Source organism: Campylobacter sp. BCW_4338, from assembly GCF_001763255.1.
Taxonomy (GTDB): Bacteria; Campylobacterota; Campylobacteria; order Campylobacterales; family Campylobacteraceae; genus Campylobacter_D; species Campylobacter_D jejuni.
The window spans coordinates 67,031-85,094 of record NZ_MJYJ01000033.1; the positions used below are offsets into that span (position 1 = coordinate 67,031).

11 protein-coding genes, 2 tRNA genes and 1 rRNA gene are annotated in these 18,064 nt (G+C 32.6%); 8 read left to right on the plus strand and 6 right to left on the minus strand.

Features of this window, described 5'->3' with window-relative positions; translation table 11 throughout:
• Window positions 1-78 precede the first annotated feature (78 nt).
• The 4 genes from AJN69_RS03215 to AJN69_RS03230 form a co-directional block, all read right to left on the minus strand.
• The gene (locus tag AJN69_RS03215; RefSeq protein ID WP_002860864.1) at window positions 79-1,857 is read right to left on the minus strand and encodes a methyl-accepting chemotaxis protein; all 1,779 of its coding nucleotides are present in this window, start codon (window positions 1,855-1,857) and stop codon (window positions 79-81) included.
• On the minus strand, window positions 1,847-2,761 hold the full coding sequence (locus AJN69_RS03220; protein WP_044778565.1) for a cytochrome-c peroxidase: 915 nt from the start codon (window positions 2,759-2,761) through the stop codon (window positions 1,847-1,849). The genes AJN69_RS03215 and AJN69_RS03220 overlap by 11 nt, the downstream gene beginning before the upstream one ends.
• 87 nt (window positions 2,762-2,848) lie before the next feature.
• Window positions 2,849-3,721 carry a fumarylacetoacetate hydrolase family protein gene (locus AJN69_RS03225; protein WP_070209964.1) on the minus strand — a complete coding sequence of 291 codons (873 nt, stop codon included), beginning with the start codon at window positions 3,719-3,721 and terminating at the stop codon, window positions 2,849-2,851.
• A gap of 112 nt (window positions 3,722-3,833) precedes the next feature.
• Complete coding sequence (locus tag AJN69_RS03230) at window positions 3,834-4,736, minus strand: RluA family pseudouridine synthase (RefSeq protein WP_070277449.1); 903 nt, start codon at window positions 4,734-4,736, stop codon at window positions 3,834-3,836.
• A gap of 77 nt (window positions 4,737-4,813) precedes the next feature.
• Between AJN69_RS03230 and purB the strand changes: the two genes are divergently transcribed.
• Both purB and AJN69_RS03240 read left to right on the plus strand, forming a co-directional pair.
• Window positions 4,814-6,142, plus strand: a complete 1,329-nt coding sequence (purB, locus tag AJN69_RS03235; RefSeq protein WP_070287864.1) for an adenylosuccinate lyase — start codon at window positions 4,814-4,816, stop codon at window positions 6,140-6,142.
• A gap of 15 nt (window positions 6,143-6,157) precedes the next feature.
• The gene (locus AJN69_RS03240) at window positions 6,158-8,527 is read left to right on the plus strand and encodes a ribonucleoside-diphosphate reductase subunit alpha (protein WP_002860869.1); all 2,370 of its coding nucleotides are present in this window, start codon (window positions 6,158-6,160) and stop codon (window positions 8,525-8,527) included.
• Between the two features lie 38 nt (window positions 8,528-8,565).
• Here the strand turns inward: AJN69_RS03240 and AJN69_RS03245 are convergent, their stop codons facing one another.
• Both AJN69_RS03245 and thyX read right to left on the minus strand, forming a co-directional pair.
• Window positions 8,566-9,951 (minus strand): cation:dicarboxylate symporter family transporter, encoded by a 1,386-nt coding sequence (locus AJN69_RS03245; protein WP_070287868.1) that lies wholly within the window; start codon window positions 9,949-9,951, stop codon window positions 8,566-8,568.
• A gap of 119 nt (window positions 9,952-10,070) precedes the next feature.
• Window positions 10,071-10,694 (minus strand): FAD-dependent thymidylate synthase, encoded by a 624-nt coding sequence (gene thyX, locus AJN69_RS03250; RefSeq protein WP_002871158.1) that lies wholly within the window; start codon window positions 10,692-10,694, stop codon window positions 10,071-10,073.
• 119 nt (window positions 10,695-10,813) lie between these two features.
• Between thyX and AJN69_RS03255 the strand changes: the two genes are divergently transcribed.
• From AJN69_RS03255 to AJN69_RS03280, 6 genes are all read left to right on the plus strand, one after another.
• A complete protein-coding gene (locus AJN69_RS03255; RefSeq protein ID WP_070209967.1) occupies window positions 10,814-12,445 on the plus strand; it encodes a CTP synthase in 1,632 nt (543 codons plus the stop codon).
• Entirely contained in the window at window positions 12,432-14,003 is a 1,572-nt protein-coding gene (gene recJ, locus AJN69_RS03260; RefSeq protein WP_070209968.1) for a single-stranded-DNA-specific exonuclease RecJ, read from the plus strand. Before AJN69_RS03255 ends, recJ begins: the two co-directional genes overlap by 14 nt.
• A gap of 85 nt (window positions 14,004-14,088) precedes the next feature.
• Window positions 14,089-15,135 carry a type II asparaginase gene (locus AJN69_RS03265; RefSeq protein ID WP_079396326.1) on the plus strand — a complete coding sequence of 349 codons (1,047 nt, stop codon included), beginning with the start codon at window positions 14,089-14,091 and terminating at the stop codon, window positions 15,133-15,135.
• Between the two features lie 629 nt (window positions 15,136-15,764).
• Window positions 15,765-17,277, plus strand: a 16S ribosomal RNA gene (locus AJN69_RS03270).
• 103 nt (window positions 17,278-17,380) lie between these two features.
• A tRNA-Ala gene (locus AJN69_RS03275) sits at window positions 17,381-17,456 on the plus strand.
• 8 nt (window positions 17,457-17,464) lie between these two features.
• Window positions 17,465-17,541: transfer RNA gene (locus AJN69_RS03280), tRNA-Ile, on the plus strand.
• Window positions 17,542-18,064 lie beyond the last annotated feature (523 nt).

An 18,064-nucleotide genomic window follows, 5' to 3' on the forward strand; every position in this document is an offset into this window, starting at 1 on the left:
AATTTTACTTTAAAAACATAAATTAAAGATAAATTTTTTATTAAAATTTCGTGTTAATTTAAATTAACACGAAAAAAGTTACTGAAAGCTACTTAATTTTTCAGAGAGTTTAGACGCACCATTTAGAACATTTTGAGAGATATTATTGATTTCGGATGATAAATCTTTAACAGAATTTGCAAGTTCATTAACCTTGTCTATGCTTGTTCCTAGGATAAGCATTTTATCTTTTACTTCCATGCTTTTATCTTTCATGGTTTGGGTTGATTCTATAGAGCTTTCTAGTTTATGCATAGAATTTACAAGTTCTTGTTGTAAATCATTGGTTTTTAAAGAGGTTTCTTTCATAGAATCATGGATAAGATCCATCAAGGCTTTGTTGTCATTGATTTGTTGGACTATAGCATTAACAGTAGCATTTATATTTAAAAGAGATTTACTTGTTTTATCGGCAAGTTGACCTACTTCATCAGCAACAACTGCAAAACCCCGTCCATGTTCGCCCGCTCTTGCAGCTTCAATAGCTGCATTCAAGGCAAGTAAATTGGTTTGATCGGCTATATCTCTAATAGAACTTGTAATTTCTATGATATTATCTGCACTTTGAGTTAGATTATCCATATTGGCTACTATATTTTGCTCTTTTTCATTATTTTCATTTATTAAATTTACAAGTTCAGATAGAGTAAGTTCTACCTTATCCATCAGTATGTGCATATCTTGCATATTTTCTATGCTTTCTTGTGCTAAATTTCCCGCAAGATTGATATGATCATCTAGGACATAGGTGATTTCTTTAACGCCTTGAATTTGTTCATGTTGTGAATTAGAACTGTTTTCAAGCATCATAGAGTTGTTTTTGAGCTTTTGTGAATTTTGATGACTTGATTTAGCATTTTCTATGGCTTCTATGATTGAGTTTTGAACGGTGGATATAAATGAATTAATATATTGAGCACTTTGTCCAAGTTCGCTTTTTGGATCTATATTTAAACGAGAGTGTAGATTGGCTTCTTTACTAGCTAAATTAGCGCTTAGTTTTTCTAAAGTATGAATTGGCATGATGACTTTTTTTAGTGTTAATAAAATAAAAAATACAAATAATACAAGAGTGATTCCAAATACTGTTAAAGCGATATAAAATTTAAATAAATTAGATTGTTCTACAGCATTTTGAGTGAAAGCGTTAAGTTGTTTTAACTCTTTCATAAGAGAATTATTCTCATAAATAGAAGAATTATCTTGCATAATAGAAATCTGTTTTACAATCATTTTATAGTGTTTTAGAAAAAGTTGTAAATTTTCACTTTTTGTATCGTTTTTGATTTCTTTCATAAGGCTGTTGAGTTGATTGAGTGTTGTTTTTTGCAAAATACTTTCAGTTGAAAGAACGCTTAACATAGAACTCATTGTTCTATAGTTGTTTTTATTTGTTTCATGGTTTTGTTCTAATTCTTCAAAATAATTTTTAGCTAACTCAAACAAATAAAGTTTTGAATTTACCGCTATGGAATTTGCGGATTTGAAATAATTAAGCTGGATTAGTTTGGCATTAAAAATTTCTTCCGCTTTGCTTATATCAATCCCAAAAGTTTTAAGTTTTTTAAAGTTTTCTTGCATTTTTTTTATTGCTTGAACACTTGGATCATAGTTAATAAAATTAAAACTATTTTGAAAAACGGAATTGATTTTTTCATCTGAAATTTGTAGCTGTTGAACTATGTTTATTAAGTCTTTATTATCTTTAGATGAGGAGTAGTTGTTAAAAATAATACCTAGCAAAACAAGAATAAAAGCTAAAACTAGCGTAGATAAAATAATAAATTTTATCAAAAATGAACTTTTTTTATTTGTCATGATATTCTCCTGTCAAGCTTTCTAGGAATGCAACTATATTATCAACTGTTTTTTGATCTAAAAATTTTCCTAGTTGATAGTAAGCCATAAACTGAACACAAGCATCTAAAGTAGGTATAGAACCATCATGAAAATAAGGCGCGGTTTTGGCTATATTTCTTAAACTAGGAACCTTAAATATCATTTTATCAGCTTCTCTTTTTGTGATTTCATAGCGTCCTAAATCTTCTTGATTTGGGTATTCTTCAAAAATACCGATTTTTTGAAACATATTTCCACCTATATTTTGACCTTGATGACAAGAAATGCAGCCATTAGCTTTAAAATCTTCATAACCTTTTTTAGCTTGAGCTGAAATAGCATTTTGATCTCCGCTAAGATAGCGATCAAAAGGAGAATTTGGAGTGATTAAGGTTTTTTCAAATTCTGCAACTGCAAGAGCTATGTTTTCTACCGTAACTTCTCCATAAAGTTTTTTAAAAGTTTTTACATAATCTTCATTAGAATTAACTTTTTGTAAAAGAAGTTCAGGACTTAGTCCCATTTCTTTTGGATTAAAAAAAGGCACTTTTGCTTGTTCTGCTAAATCTTTGGCTCTGCCATTCCAAAATTGCACAAAATTAAACACAGAATTAAAGGTTGTAGGAGTGTTAAAAGGTTTATCAAGTTGATTATCAACTCCTATTGAAAATTCAAGTCCATCAACGCCGTGTTGATCAAGCCTATGGCAGGTATTACATGAAACTTTTCCATCTTTGGATAAGCTTTTATCCATATAAAGACTTTTTCCAAGCTTAGCTTTTTCTTTATCATAAGGGATGGAATTTGGAATAGGGGTTATCATATCTACTGCAAAGACTATATTTGCATAAGATAAACATAAAATTATTATTATTTTTTTCATAATAAATTTCTACCTTAAGTTTAAATTTCTCAGAATGTCATTATACTTTAATTTTGGTAAATTGTTTAATATATTGATATTTTTTATTTAAAGTTTTTTTATTTTATTGCAAAGTTCTCCTAAATTTTCTATGACACAACGTACTTTATCTCCTGATTTTAAAAAAGTAGGTGGATTTAACCCCATGCCCACTCCACTAGGAGTTCCCATAGATATAATACTTCCAGCTTTTAAAAGCATGCCCGCGCTAAGTTCTTCTAAGACATAAGCAATATCAAAAATAAACAATTGGGTGTTAGAGTTTTGGCGCAGTTCATCATTGACATAGCTTTGAAGTTGGAGTTTAGGAGGATAAGAAATTTCATCTACACTTGTGATATAAGGTCCCATTATAGTGCTACCTTCAAGACTTTTTGCTCGGTAGAATTGTTTGTGGCGTTTTTGAAGTTCGCGAGCTGAAATTTCATTGATAATAGTATAGCCAAAGATATAATCTTTTGCATCTTTAGCTTTGATTTTATAAGCATCTTTACTTAAAATAAATGCAAGCTCACATTCATAATCAAGCTGAGAAGTTACATCTGCATGTAAAGGTATATCACCAAAAGGTGGCGTAGCTTGATTGCAGCGTTTTCCAAAATATACAGGATATTCTCTTTCTTCAAATTTTTCACCCTTAAATTTGGCAGATTCTTTGGCATGATCTAAAAAATTAATCCCAAGACATATAATATCTTGACGAGGTTCTATAATAGGAGCTAGATAATCTTCTTTTGGAATTTCATAGGCTATTTTAGAATCCAAGTCTGTAAGCTTGTGTTTAAATTTATCAAAATAGATAATAAATTCATTCATATCGTTAGTTTCAATGCCAAGATCAGCAAAACTTACAATTTTTCCACTAGAATTTAGTACTCCTAGATTGGGTTTTTGATCCTGTATAAAATTAACAAATTTCATTAGAAAATCTCGCTTTTTTATTTAATTATACTTAAAGTTTTAGCAAGAATTATTTTTTTTGTTTTAAAATTTGGTAAAAAAGTGATTGATTGTAGCGTAGTGAAACATCATTTTATTTTATGGAATTGTTGAAAATTTCTTTTATGTTTATTTTTGAGTTGATATCAAAATTTTGATTTTTATATTGAAATTTCAAACGATAAGAATGCAAACACAAACGCAAGGCACCTGTAAGTTTTAAGCGTTCTTTAGGATTTAATTTTTCATCTAAAATGCTTTCGATTTGTTCTTTGCTAAGCCCATAAAGCGGATCTCCTAAAATGGTATGGTTTTTATAGTGCAAATGCACTCTTATTTGGTGTTGCCTGCCTGTTAAGGGTTTGCAAAGTAAAAGAGTAGCGTTGATTTTAGGAAAGTATTCTAAAATTTCAAATTCAGTGATAGCCTGTTTTCCTTCTTTGCAAATTTGCATTCTTGTTTTTATATCATCGTAGTTTTTAGTTAAATTTATAGCTTTATCAACTATAAAATTTTCTTCTATTTTTCCATGAGCTAGAGCAAGGTATTCTTTTTGAACTAGTTTTTTTTCAAATAAGCTTTTAAGATCAATTTGTGCTTTTTTGTTTTTGGCTATAAGTATAAGTCCGCTCGTTTCTTTATCGAGCCTGTGTGTTACGCAAGCTTCTTTTCCCCAAAGATGCCAAATTTCATCACTAAGACTGTATTTGCAATGTCTACCATTTGGATGGCTTAAGATCCCACTTTCTTTTTCAAGTATGGCAAAGTCTTCATTTTCAAAGACAATTTCTACTCCTTTGGGGTTGTTTTCATAGACTATAAGCTCTACTAAACCATTTAAAATTTTATTCTTTTCTTCTACTAAAATTCCATTACAAAAAAGTCTTTTTTTGTCTATGAGTTTTTGTGCTTCATTTATGCTAATTTTTAAATTTTCCATAAGGACTTGAAACGCCTTTTTTCCATTGTTTGAGAGTTTTATTTTTATGTAGGCCATTTAATAACTTTCTTAGGATAATTTGATATAATTTCCGTTTTTTAAAATATAAAATTATAGCTAAAAAGGTTTCAAAGATGGTTGAAAGATATAGCAGAGAAATCATGGCTAAAAAATGGGACATGCAAGCAAAATATGATGCGTGGTTAAAAGTAGAATTAGCCGCTGTAAAAGCTTGGAATAAACTCGGTCTCATTGATGACACAGACTGCGAAAAAATTCTTAAAAATGCAAAATTTGATATTGCAAGAATAGATGAAATAGAAAAAACCACAAGACACGATGTTATCGCTTTTCTTACAAGTGTAAGTGAAAGTTTGGGAGAAGAGAGTCGTTTTGTGCATTATGCAATGACAAGTTCTGATTGTATAGATACAGCTGTTGCTTTACAGATAAAAGAGAGTTTGGAGCTTATTTTAGAAGATGTTTCTTTGCTTTTAGAAGTGATCAAAAAGCGTGCTTTGGAGCATAAAAACACCTTAATGGTAGGAAGAAGTCATGGAATTCATGGAGAGCCTATCACTTTTGGTTTGGTGTTAGCTATTTGGTATGATGAAATTTTGCATGCAAAAGAGCTTTTAGAACATGCAAAAGAAGTGATAAGCTATGGAAAAATCAGCGGTGCAATGGGAAATTTTGCTCATGCACCTTTGGAATTTGAAGAAGAAATTTGTAAAAATTTAGGTCTTAAAGCCGCTCCTGTTTCAAATCAGGTGATTCAAAGAGATCGTTACGCTCAAGTTATTTCTGCTATTGCGATTTTAGCTTCAAGTTGTGAGCAAATCGCTGTAGCCATAAGACATTTTCAAAGAACTGAAGTTTATGAGGCTGAAGAGTATTTTAGTGTAGGACAAAAGGGAAGTTCAGCTATGCCACATAAAAGAAATCCCGTTTTAAGTGAAAATATCACAGGGCTTTGTCGTGTGCTTAGATCTTTTGTAACTCCAGCTTTAGAAAATGTTGCACTTTGGCATGAAAGAGATATATCTCATTCTAGTGTCGAAAGATTTATTTTGCCTGATGCTTTTATCACGGCTGATTTTATGCTTATGCGTCTTACAAATATGGTTGATAAGCTTTTGGTTTATCCTGAAAATATGATGAAAAATTTAAATCTTACAGGCGGGCTTGTATTTTCAGGGAGGGTGCTTTTAGAGCTTCCATTTAAAGGCATTAGTCGTGAAGAAGCTTATAAAATAGTTCAAAGAAATGCTATGAAAGTTTGGGCGGATTTGCAAAATGGCAAGGCTGCTATCAATGAAAAAAATGAAAGTTTGTTTTTGTTGGCACTTTTAGAGGATGAGGATTTAAGAAAAAGTTTGAGCGAAGAGGATGTAAGAAAATGTTTCGATTATAACTACTATACAAAAAATGTTGATGCAATTTTTAAAAGAACATTTAAATAAAAAGCAAGGAAGGCAATGAAAGTTATTAAAAGAAATGGTCGCACAGAAGAATTGGATATTTCTAAGATCAAAAAATGCACCTCTGATGCTGTAAAAGATTTAGAAGGTGTGAATTTAAGCGAACTTGAACTCGATGCAAAGATTCAATTTCGCGATGGAATTTCAACTGAAGAAATTCAAAAAACTTTAATTAAAACCGCGGTAGATAAGATAGATATTGATTGTCCAAATTGGACCTTTGTTGCAGCTAGACTTTTTTTATTTGATTTGTATAAGAAAGTTAATGGTATGAATCGCTATAATCATTTGCGTGAATATTTTGAAAAGGGCGAAAAAGAAGGAAGAATTTTACTTGGTCTTAAAGAAAAATACGATTTAGATGATTTAAATGCTTATATTAAGCCTGAACGCGATATGCAATTTACTTATCTTGGTATTAAAACTTTATATGATAGATACTTGATTAAAGATAGTAAAGGTATGCCTATAGAACTTCCTCAACAAATGTTTATGGCCATTGCGATGTTTTTAGCGCAGAATGAATTTAATCCCCAAGAATGGGCAAAGAAATTTTATGATCTTATTTCTAAATTTGAACTCATGCTTGCAACTCCAACTTTATCAAACGCTAGGACAACGCGCCATCAACTTAGCTCTTGTTATATAGGATCAACCCCTGATAATATTGAAGGTATTTTTGATTCTTATCAAGAAATGGCTTTACTTTCTAAATTTGGTGGTGGTATAGGTTGGGATTGGTCTAAAGTGCGTGCTATGGGTGGAAGCATAGATGGGCATAAAAATGCCGCAGGAGGGATTATACCTTTCTTGAAAATTACCAACGATATTGCCGTGGCAGTAGATCAACTAGGTACTAGAAAAGGGGCTATAGCGGTTTATATAGAGCCTTGGCACATGGATATAAGTGATTTTATTGATTTGCGTAAAAATTCAGGTGAAGAAAGACGCCGTGCTCATGAACTTTTCCCTGCTTTATGGATCAATGATCTTTTTATGAAGAGAGTAAGAGCTAATGATAAATGGACTCTTTTTGATCCTGCAGATACAGCGGATTTGTGTGATTTATATGGCGAGGCTTTTGAAAAACGCTATGAAGAATATGAAAAAGATGAAAGCATTACCAAAGAAATCGTAGAAGCTAAAGAGCTTTGGAAGAAAATTTTGCTAAATTATTTTGAAACAGGCTTGCCATTTTTATGTTTTAAGGATAGTGCTAATAGAGCAAATCCAAATGCTCATGTAGGAATTATTAGAAGTTCAAATTTATGTACTGAAATTTTTCAAAATACCGAGCCAAATTATTATCAAATTAAAGTAGTTTTTGAAAATGGAGATGAGCTTCATTTTGATGAAGAGCAAAAGGTTGTGATCGATGGGGGATATGAAAAACCAGCCAAAAAAATATCAACTTTAGATAGCATTGATGGTAATAAAGTTTATATAGTGGAAAAATATAAAAATGATGGAAAAACAGCCGTTTGTAATTTAGCAAGTATAAATCTTAGCAAAGTGTATACTAAAGAAGATATAGAGCGTGTTGTGCCAACGGCTATTCGTATGCTTGATAATGTAATTGATTTAAATTTTTATCCTCATAGAAAAGTAAAAGATACAAATTTAAAATCTCGCGCCATAGGTCTTGGAGTCATGGGTGAGGCACAAATGCTTGCTGAGGCTAAGATTCATTGGGGAAGTGATGAGCATTTAAATAAAATCGATGAAATCATGGAGCAAATTAGCTTTGAGGCTATTAATGCGAGTTCAAATTTAGCTCTTGAAAAAGGTTCTTATGAAGATTTTGAAGGATCAAACTGGAGCAAGGGGATTTTTCCTATTGATGTAGCAAGTCCTAAGGCTAAAGCTTTAACTTTAAGAGAAGGTTTATTTGATCAAAGTGAATGCGATTGGGTTAAACTTAGAGAAAAAGTTAAAAAAGATGGTATGAGAAATGGTTATTTGATGGCCATTGCGCCTACTTCTTCTATTTCTATCTTGGTGGGTACTACGCAGACTATAGAACCTGTTTATAAAAGAAAGTGGTTTGAACAAAATTTAAGTGGTATGATACCTGTTGTTGTGCCAAATTTAAGCCTTGATACTTGGCAATACTATACTCCAGCCTACGAACTTGATCAAAAAATTCTTGTAAAGGCTGCTGCTGTGCGTGGTAAGTGGATCGATCAAGGGCAGAGTTTAAATATCTTTTTGTCACTCGATAAAGCAAGTGGGGGATATTTAAATGAAATTTATCAACTCGCTTGGGAGCTTGGAGTAAAATCTACTTATTATTTAAGAAGTGAAAGCCCTGATAGTGAAAAAGTCAATGTTGCAGATCGTAGCATAGAATGTGAAGGTTGCCAATAAATACTAAAACCCAATGAAAAGCATTGGGTTTTAAAAGATTAAGAATTGTAAATTTCTTTATCTAGAGCTTTTAGATTTTTTGCAGTACAAAGTGCCGAAGTCATAGCTCCTGAGACATTGCTTGCTGTTCTTGCCATATCTATAATAGGATCTATGGCTAAAATCAAACTTAGCATGACAAAATTATTACCAAATCCAATCCCTGCTAGCATAATAGAAGCTGCCATAGTTGCACTTCCAGGTACTCCAGCTATACCCAAGGATCCAATAACAGCTACCAAAACTATCATTAAAGCAAATGTAAAATCAATATGTGTATGTGTAGCAAAAGCTACAAAAACTGCCGCTAAAGCTGGAAAATATCCCGCACAACCATTAAGTCCTGTTGTTGTACCTATAGATGCTACAAAATTAGCTATAGCTGAATTAACTCCAAATTTATTTTGCAAAGTTGAAGTGGTCATAGGCAAAGTGCCCAAAGAAGATCTTGAGCTAAATGCAAATAACCATACAGGAAATGCTTTTTTTGCATATTTTATAGGGTTTAGCCCTTGTGAAGCAAGAAGTAAAAAATGCACCCCGAACATCATAAACATAGCTATATAAATAAGCATTATAAAAAGTCCAGCTGTTTTGATAGCTTCAAAACCATTGCTTAAAAGCACATTAGCCATCATACAAACTACAGCATAAGGCATAAATCTAATAACTGTAGCAGTCATGTTCATCATAATATTATAAAAGGTTAGGATAAAATTATGAAAACTTTTAAAGGCTTGTTCATACTCTTCTTTTGTAGAAAATTTTTTAGCACTAATTCCTATAAAAAAAGAAAAAATGACAATAGCTATAATATTTTCTTTATTAATAGCTGTAATGATGTTGCTAGGTATTAGCCCTAGTATAATATTTGAAAAAGTTTGAATTTCGCAAATTTGTTTATCTCCTTCATGTATAGCAAAATTACTTCCTAAATCAAAACTATAACCTAAAAATATACCCAAGGTTGCAGCTATGGCTGTGCTAAAGAGTATCCAAAAAAGACTTATTCCAAGCAAGGAGGATATTTTGATATTTTTATCAATTTCTATAATTACTTTTATAATGCAAATGCTTACAAGGGGAACAACCAACATTTTTATAAAAGCTACAAAAACAGAACTTACAAATGCAAACCAATGTTTTGTTTCACTATACCAAAGAATATTACTTGCTTCTTTAGCATCTGGAAAATTTGCCAAATATTGCAAAGCAAAACCAAACCCCAAACCCATTAAAAGCGCAAATAGCATGCGAAGAGAAAAATTGATTTTTATATCCCGCATTTTTTTTAATGCGTAAAAAACAACACAAAGCATAGTAAGAGTAGTTATAGTATGAGCTTGTGAAATCATTAGAAAATCTTGAAAAAATTGTTTATCCATAAAAAGTCCTTATAAGAAACTATAATCAAGCACAAGGTATATGAAAATATACTTGCATAAAGCTTGATTTTATAAATGGTAGCATAAAAATATTTTAAATAAGATAAAATTAGTATGATTTATTCTATATCTTTATGTAGGCAATGTTCAAATATAAATTTGTGTTCTTGTGGTAAGGCTTCAAATAAAGCATTTGCTAAATTTCTAATCTCCCAAAGAGCTGATTTTGAACTACGCAAAGATATGAAATTTTGTAAACTTCTTGCATTAATTGTTAGTGTAAGTTCGGTTTTATAGCTTTCTGGTAAGCAGTATTTGGCTATATCTAGACTAATGCTTTTTTGTAAAATAGTGCGTAAATTTTCTAAGGCTTTAATGCTTGCGTTATCAACCTCTTCATTACCACAAAGCACAAGATAACGGCTTGCATTTTCAAAATCTCCTATTTTAAATTCAGCTTCATTGCGAAGTTCTTTTAAGGTATAACGTGTGCTTTTTACACTAGGGCTAGTGTGACGGTGTCTTGCAACTTCTTGCAAACAAGCTCTTGAAATTCCTTGTATATAAAAAGTATAGTTTAGATGTTCTAAGGTTGAAGCGTGTTTGAATTTATTGCCCACGCGATCGATAAGTTCTTTATCTTTTTCGCCACCGCAATCGCCTTTTTCAAAGCTTTGCCAACAAGTTCTTGTTGCATGAGAACAAATAGATAATGGAGTGTGAAAAAGTAAAGTGATTTGCATGCTTATTCCTTTTTTGATAAAAATATTTTTTATAATTCTTGCATTTTTTACTTAAAATTCTAATGAAATAAAAAGTTTTATCAAGCTATAATTAGATAAAAAAATAAGGCTTATTATCAATGAAACAAACAAAATATATTTTTGTAACAGGCGGAGTTTTAAGTTCTTTGGGTAAAGGGATAGCTGCTGCTTCTATCGCAACACTTTTAAAAAATTCAGGGCTTAAAGTGAGTATTTTAAAAGCTGATCCTTATATCAATGTCGATCCAGGCACCATGAGTCCTTTTGAGCATGGGGAAGTTTTTGTAACTGATGATGGAGCAGAAACGGATCTTGATTTGGGACATTATGAGCGTTTTTTGGATGAGAGTTTATCTCAAGATAATAACTTTACTACAGGACGCGTTTATCAAAGTGTGATTGAAAAAGAAAGGCGTGGAGAATATCTTGGCAAAACCATTCAAGTTATCCCTCATATAGTAGGAGAAATCAAAGATCGCATTAAAAAAGCAGGAGAAGGCAAAGATATACTCATCGTTGAAATAGGCGGAACTGTTGGGGATATAGAAGGCTTGCCTTTTTTAGAAGCTATTCGTGCTTTGCGTTTGGAAGTGGGTAAAAATAATGCTATGAATATTCATCTTACTCTAGTACCGTTTATCAAGGCTACAGGAGAATTAAAAACAAAGCCAACTCAACATAGTGTAGGCGAGTTAAGACGCATAGGCATTAGTCCTGATATGATTATTTGTCGTAGTGAAAAAGCTCTTGATAGAGATTTAAAAGATAAAATTGCTATTTCTTGTGGGGTGGAAAAAAATTGCGTGATAGAAAGTGTTGATGCGGCTAGTATTTATCAAATTCCACTTAATTTTTTAAAGCAAGATATTTTAAGCCCTATTGCTGAAATTTTGGATTTGAAAAATTTAAAACCTAACATGGAAAATTGGGACTCTTTGGTAAAAAGAGTTATAGCTCCAAGCAATGAAGTTAAAATCGCTTTTGTAGGCAAATATGTGGATTTAAAAGAAAGCTATAAAAGCCTTACTGAAGCTATTATACACGCAGGCGCAGCTCTAGATACTAAAGTGGAGTTAAAATGGGTAGATAGTGAAAAACTTGAAAATATGGAAAGTGCTGAAGTATTTAAAGATGTGAGTGGAATTTTAGTTGCTGGGGGATTTGGATATCGTGGTGTAGAAGGTAAGATAAAAGCCATTCAATACGCAAGAGAAAATAAAATTCCTTTTTTAGGAATTTGTTTAGGTATGCAGCTTACTTTGGTGGAAGTTGCTAGAAATGTATTAAAACTTAAAGATGCAAATTCAAGTGAATTTGATGAGAAATGCCAAAATCCTGTGGTTTATTTGATTGATGAATTTATGGATACAAATGGAGAAAAACAAATTCGTACTGCAAAAACTCCTTTAGGCGGAACTATGCGTTTAGGAGCTTATAAATGCGATATTAAGGAAAAATCCCTTTTGGCTAAGGTTTATAATGAAGCAAAAAGTGTAAAAGAACGCCACCGCCACCGTTATGAAGCAAATCCAAAATATAGAGCAGATTTTGAAAAACACGGTTTGATTGTAAGTGGTGAAAGCAAAGGATTGATCGAAGCAGTTGAGCTTAACTGTCATCCTTTTTTCTTGGCTGTGCAGTTTCATCCAGAATTTACATCAAGACTTGAGCATGTTAATCCTGTGATTTGCGGTTTTATCAAGGCAGCTATAAACTATGAAGATAATTAATAAAAATGAAATTAAAAAAATTTTGGCTTCACGCTTTGAAAAAGATTTGCATACCAAACTTTGTGATCTGCCTTTGCCATGCTGTTTAAAGGATGCATATAAAGCAGCTAATCGCATCAAAGAAGCTGTAGAAAAAAATGAGAAAGTCGCCATAGTAGGGGATTATGATGTTGATGGAATCATTTCTTGTGTTATTATGGCAGAATTTTTCGATGATATAGGTTTTGATTATATAGTAAGAATTCCAAATCGTTTTAAAGATGGATATGGATTAAATGCTGAGATTATCAACGAACTTGATGTAAATTTAATAATAACAGTAGATAATGGAATAGCTGCTATTGAAGCAGCCAAACTCTGCAAAGAAAAAAATATAGATTTGATTATCACTGATCATCATATGCCTCAAGATGTTTTGCCTGATGCTTTTGCCATTATCAATCCAAAGCAAAAAGATTGTGATTTTCCAGAAATTGAAATTTGTGGAGCTCAAGTGGCATGGTATTTGATAGCAGCTTTAAAAGAAGTTTGCAAGCTTAAATACGATATGAGTAAATTTTTAGAACTTTTGGCGATTGCAATTATTGCAGATATGATGGAGCTTAGAGATTTAAATCGTGCTTTAGTAAGGCGTGGTATAGATCATATTAACAAATCCAAAAGAGCTGCTTTTAGGGCTATTAAGCATTATTATCAAAAGGATAAATTTGCTCTTGATAATATAGGGTTTTTAATTGCTCCACTTATAAATAGCGCTGGAAGAATGGATGATGCAAGTATTTCTTATGAATTTTTACACACTAAAGATTTTAATAAAGCTTTAGAATATCTAGAGCAAATTGTTAGTTTTAATGAAAGTCGTAAAGATGAAGAAAAACAGCTTTTTGAAGATAGTTTAAATCAAATCGATGAAAACGATTCTTGTATTGTGGTATCGGGTTTAAATTGGCATGAAGGGGTTTTAGGGATTGTGGCAAGTCGTTTAGCTAAATATTTTAATAAACCTGCTTTTGTATTTTCTCAAAATGAAGAACACTTAAAAGGCAGTGCAAGAAGTGTTGGTAAGATTGATATTTTAGCTTTAATTTCTAAGACAAATTCTATATTAAGCAATTATGGTGGTCATAAAGGTGCTGCTGGAATCAGTTTAAACTCTGAAAATTTTGAACAATTTAAAAATAAAATCAAAAAAGAATGTTCGCAAATTTCTGAAAGTGAATTTTTGGATACGGATGAAATTTTAGGAATCTTAGAACCTAGCGAAATTGATTTTGAAATGCTTGAAATTTTAGAATCTTTTGAACCTTTTGGACATAAAAATCCACGACCTTTTTTTGTTTTAGAAAATCTTTGTGTAAAAAATAAAAAACTTCTAGGTAAAGATGAAAAACACTTAAAGCTTATTTTAACCAAGGAAAATAAAACCATAGAAGCTTTATTTTTTAATTTTGATAAAGAGCCAGAATTGAATCAAAATATTTCTTTGCTTGGAAGTATTTCTAAGAATGAATTTAGAGGATTAGTAACTCCACAATTTGTTATTAAAGAAATTTTATAAATTTTATAAAATTTTTATTTATTATTTATTAATATTATATAAGTTTCATTAATGAAACGAATTTTAACAAAATAAGGGGAGAATTGTGAAAAAGTTACTATTATGTGTATTAGTATTTTTATCTATAGGAGCATGTATGGCAGAAGCTAAACCAAAGATTGCTATTTTAGCAACAGGTGGAACTATAGCGGGTTCTATTGATAGTGCTGTTGCCACAACAGGTTATACAGCTGGGGTTGTTGGTGTAGATGTTTTAATCAAAGCGGTTCCACAAATTCAAGATTTAGCTAATATTAGTGGGGAACAAATAGCAAATATTGATAGTTCAAATATGCGTGATGAAATTTGGCTAAAGCTTGCTAAAGAAATCAATAAGCTTTTTGCTGAAGGGGTGGATGGTGTGGTTATAACTCATGGTACTGATACCATGGAAGAAACTGCTTATTTTCTAAATTTAACCATTAAAAGTGATAAGCCTGTAGTTTTAGTTGGCGCTATGCGTCCATCAACTGCTATAAGTGCAGATGGGCCAAAAAATCTTTACAATGCTGTAGCATTAGCTGCTGATAAAGAGTCTAAGGGCAAGGGTGTTATGGTAGCTATGAATGATAAAATTTTAAGTGCTAGAGGTGTAGTAAAAACCCATAGTTTAAATGTTGATGCTTTCTCTTCTCCTGATTTTGGGGATTTGGGTTATATAGTAGATGGTAAAGTCTTTTTCTATAATAATGTTACTAAAGCTCATGCAAAAAACGCTCCTTTTGATGTAAGCAAACTCACAAGTTTGCCAAAAGTAGATATTCTTTATAGCTATTCAAATGATGGTAGTGGTGTCGCTGCAAAAGCTTTATTTGAACATGGAACTAAGGGCATAGTTGTTGCAGGAAGTGGTGCAGGAAGTATACATGAAGATCAAAAAAATGTTTTAAAAGAGCTTATAAAAAAAGGACTTGATGTTGTTGTAAGTTCAAGGGTTGTAGCAGGTCGTGTTGCTGTGAGTGATTCAGATGAAAAATTAGGTTTTATTAGTGCTGAAGATTTGAATCCTCAAAAAGCAAGAGTTTTGCTTATGTTAGCGCTTACAAAAACAAGTGATCCTAAAAAAATTCAAGAGTATTTTTTAAAATATTAAAATTTTTTAATATTTCTAAACTTAGGGAATTTATCTTCCCTAAGTCAAGCCTTTTAATCCTAATAATAGTATATTATATCTTGCATTTTTTATAATCTTTAAAATATAGCCCCCATTTTTTAACCCACCAAATACTTATATAAATACTTACACAAATATTTATATTATTTAATCCTTTATTTAATCCCCTTTTAAGTTTAATTGGTTATACTTTCATTTCCTTTTTTGAAAAAAAGGACTTAAAATCTTTTAAATTATAAAGTTTCACTAACTGAGTAGATTTTATAAATTAACTTTATTTTAGATTTTTTAAGTTTTTAAATTATTTGAGTTTTTAACTTTCTTAATTTTTTAATTTAAAACTAAAAAGCTTTTTTATAAATCTTGTTTTTAATTTAAAAACTTTTCTTTTAAAAATGATTTTTTGTTTTGTTCTTTTAACTTAGTATTGTTATTCAAATCTTATTAGTCAATCTTTGAAATCTAAATAAGTGATCGATTGAGCCAGAAAGATTTAGGCATAAGTAATTATGTAAAATCTATTCAATCTAATTTAAAAAGATTAAAAGCTTTTCTTTTAATCTTTTATAACTTTTTCTTTGAAGAAAAAGATTAAACTATCTATAATTTTTATGGAGAGTTTGATCCTGGCTCAGAGTGAACGCTGGCGGCGTGCCTAATACATGCAAGTCGAACGATGAAGCTTCTAGCTTGCTAGAAGTGGATTAGTGGCGCACGGGTGAGTAAGGTATAGTTAATCTGCCCTACACAAGAGGACAACAGTTGGAAACGACTGCTAATACTCTATACTCCTGCTTAACACAAGTTGAGTAGGGAAAGTTTTTCGGTGTAGGATGAGACTATATAGTATCAGCTAGTTGGTAAGGTAATGGCTTACCAAGGCTATGACGCTTAACTGGTCTGAGAGGATGATCAGTCACACTGGAACTGAGACACGGTCCAGACTCCTACGGGAGGCAGCAGTAGGGAATATTGCGCAATGGGGGAAACCCTGACGCAGCAACGCCGCGTGGAGGATGACACTTTTCGGAGCGTAAACTCCTTTTCTTGGGGAAGAATTCTGACGGTACCTAAGGAATAAGCACCGGCTAACTCCGTGCCAGCAGCCGCGGTAATACGGAGGGTGCAAGCGTTACTCGGAATCACTGGGCGTAAAGGGCGCGTAGGCGGATTATCAAGTCTCTTGTGAAATCTAATGGCTTAACCATTAAACTGCTTGGGAAACTGATAGTCTAGAGTGAGGGAGAGGCAGATGGAATTGGTGGTGTAGGGGTAAAATCCGTAGATATCACCAAGAATACCCATTGCGAAGGCGATCTGCTGGAACTCAACTGACGCTAAGGCGCGAAAGCGTGGGGAGCAAACAGGATTAGATACCCTGGTAGTCCACGCCCTAAACGATGTACACTAGTTGTTGGGATGCTAGTCATCTCAGTAATGCAGCTAACGCATTAAGTGTACCGCCTGGGGAGTACGGTCGCAAGATTAAAACTCAAAGGAATAGACGGGGACCCGCACAAGCGGTGGAGCATGTGGTTTAATTCGAAGATACGCGAAGAACCTTACCTGGGCTTGATATCCTAAGAACCTTATAGAGATATGAGGGTGCTAGCTTGCTAGAACTTAGAGACAGGTGCTGCACGGCTGTCGTCAGCTCGTGTCGTGAGATGTTGGGTTAAGTCCCGCAACGAGCGCAACCCACGTATTTAGTTGCTAACGGTTCGGCCGAGCACTCTAAATAGACTGCCTTCGTAAGGAGGAGGAAGGTGTGGACGACGTCAAGTCATCATGGCCCTTATGCCCAGGGCGACACACGTGCTACAATGGCATATACAATGAGACGCAATACCGCGAGGTGGAGCAAATCTATAAAATATGTCCCAGTTCGGATTGTTCTCTGCAACTCGAGAGCATGAAGCCGGAATCGCTAGTAATCGTAGATCAGCCATGCTACGGTGAATACGTTCCCGGGTCTTGTACTCACCGCCCGTCACACCATGGGAGTTGATTTCACTCGAAGCCGGAATACTAAACTAGTTACCGTCCACAGTGGAATCAGCGACTGGGGTGAAGTCGTAACAAGGTAACCGTAGGAGAACCTGCGGTTGGATCACCTCCTTTCTAGAGTACAAAGTAATAAGTCTCACAACTATTACTTCAAATATATAAACTCAATTGATTCTTGTTTAGATTTCAAAGATTGATGATAAAGCTAATTGTTTATGGGGAATTAGCTCAGCTGGGAGAGCGCCTGCTTTGCACGCAGGAGGTCAGCGGTTCGATCCCGCTATTCTCCACCATTTATTAAGGGCCTATAGCTCAGCTGGTTAGAGTGCACCCCTGATAAGGGTGAGGTCACAAGTTCAAGTCTTGTTAGGCCCACCATAAAAAAGATTTGAATAAAGAAGCTTTAAAATCTAAAGCAAGTATATAAAGTAGATTAAATATAAAATATAAACTCTAAATACTTAGATTTATTTTTATCTTTAGCTATAAAAGAATATACTTTAATAGATATAAATAACATATACATTATGTATTTATATTTATAATGATTATGTTAATATATATACTTCCTTTAGGTTTTAAACCTAAATGTTCTTTTTAATTATCATTGTTAAGAGTCACAAGCAAGTTTTAATAAAAACAATTTTACAGGACTTGTTAAAGGATAAAACCTATTTATCTTTTCTTTAGTTTAACTTAACTTTTAGCTGTCTTTATTTCTATGAATAAAGAGAATATTAGATTTAAGGATTATAAATTAAAGACAAGTTTCAAACTCACAGCTTAGTTGAGACTAAATCATTTAGTTTTATATTAAGTGTTTGAATGCTTTCCGTCTTAAGATAAAGAAGTCTTATCATAAAAACTTTAACAAGGAAGTGATGCGTTTTAGAATCAATAA

Excerpts from the sequence above, each read along its gene's own strand:
- thyX (WP_002871158.1), bottom strand. The coding sequence starts at position 10,694 with ATGCAAATCACTTTACTTTTTCACACTCCATTATCTATTTGTTCTCAT.
- AJN69_RS03240 (WP_002860869.1), top strand. The coding sequence starts at position 6,158 with ATGAAAGTTATTAAAAGAAATGGTCGCACAGAAGAATTGGATATTTCT.
- AJN69_RS03230 (WP_070277449.1), bottom strand. The coding sequence starts at position 4,736 with ATGGCCTACATAAAAATAAAACTCTCAAACAATGGAAAAAAGGCGTTT.
- recJ (WP_070209968.1), top strand. The coding sequence starts at position 12,432 with ATGAAGATAATTAATAAAAATGAAATTAAAAAAATTTTGGCTTCACGC.
- purB (WP_070287864.1), top strand. The coding sequence starts at position 4,814 with ATGGTTGAAAGATATAGCAGAGAAATCATGGCTAAAAAATGGGACATG.
- AJN69_RS03225 (WP_070209964.1), bottom strand. The coding sequence starts at position 3,721 with ATGAAATTTGTTAATTTTATACAGGATCAAAAACCCAATCTAGGAGTA.
- AJN69_RS03215 (WP_002860864.1), bottom strand. The coding sequence starts at position 1,857 with ATGACAAATAAAAAAAGTTCATTTTTGATAAAATTTATTATTTTATCT.
- AJN69_RS03245 (WP_070287868.1), bottom strand. The coding sequence starts at position 9,951 with ATGGATAAACAATTTTTTCAAGATTTTCTAATGATTTCACAAGCTCAT.
- AJN69_RS03220 (WP_044778565.1), bottom strand. The coding sequence starts at position 2,761 with ATGAAAAAAATAATAATAATTTTATGTTTATCTTATGCAAATATAGTC.
- AJN69_RS03255 (WP_070209967.1), top strand. The coding sequence starts at position 10,814 with ATGAAACAAACAAAATATATTTTTGTAACAGGCGGAGTTTTAAGTTCT.